This window comes from Chryseobacterium sp. RR2-3-20, from assembly GCF_017808115.1.
In the GTDB taxonomy this organism is placed as follows: domain Bacteria; phylum Bacteroidota; class Bacteroidia; order Flavobacteriales; family Weeksellaceae; genus Chryseobacterium; species Chryseobacterium oryzae.
In genome coordinates this window covers 1-982 of sequence record NZ_JADQBD010000161.1, presented here as the reverse complement: position 1 = coordinate 982, position 982 = coordinate 1, and the positions used below count along the sequence as shown (strand labels likewise).

Genomic DNA, 982 nt, shown 5'->3' with positions numbered 1-982 from the left:
ATGAATATCCGTAATTTATCATAACTTTTGTATATTTGTAGTAATCAAACAATTAGATATGAATTTATTCAGTTTTTCAGCACATTTTGGGACAGAAGATGATTGTATAAATCATTTTAAATCTGAGAGAGATAAAATAGGACTCACGTGCAAATGTGGAAGCACAGAACATTTTTGGATAAAGAGCAGATTAAGTTATGAATGCAAAAAATGCAGAAGTCGAACTTCTTTGAAAAGCGGAACCATCATGGAAAATTCGAATTTGTCTTTTCTCATTTGGTACAAAACCATGTTTTTGATGAGTGTTACCAAGAAAGGATTTTCAGCCAAAGAAATCCAAAAACAATTGGGATTAAAGAGGTATGAACCAGTTTGGGCAATGGTTCATAAGATAAGAAAAGCCATGGGAAACCGAGATGCACAATACACTTTGGAAGGGATGATAGAATTTGACGAAGCCTATTTTACAGTAGAATCTAGCGAAATAGAGCAGAAAAAAGGAATTCGTGGAAAAGGTTCAGTTGGGAAACAAAATGTTGCGATGATAGCAGAATCAACACCGTTAGAAGATATTGATACTGGAAAAAAAGAAAAACAAGTTCGGTTCTTTAAAGCAAAGGTTTTAGATGGACACAGTGGAGAAGAAATCAACGAAGCCATTAAAGAATCTATAGATAATCAGAGTATTGTTTTTACAGATAAAAGCACTTCTTATGTGGATATTTCAGATTTTGTAGAGCTTCATATTATGGAAAAAAGTTCAAAAGAAACTACCGAAGAAACTTTAAAATGGGTTCATATTGCCATTAGCAACGCCAAAAGAAATTTGTTGGGCAATTACCACAAAATAAAAAGAAAGTATCTTCAACTCTATCTCAACGAATTCATCTACAAGCTAAATCGAAGATATTTTGGAGATAGCCTCTTTGAAAGGCTTATTATTGCTAACATTACAGGGTTATGATTAAAAACGGATAATCAA

The 982-nt window shown here is 32.7% G+C and carries 1 protein-coding gene; it reads left to right on the top strand.

Features of this window, described 5'->3' with window-relative positions; genetic code table 11:
• Nucleotides 1-58: 58 nt before the first annotated feature.
• A complete protein-coding gene (locus IV513_RS15500; protein ID WP_209391451.1) occupies nt 59-964 on the top strand; it encodes an IS1595 family transposase in 906 nt (301 codons plus the stop codon).
• Nucleotides 965-982 lie beyond the last annotated feature (18 nt).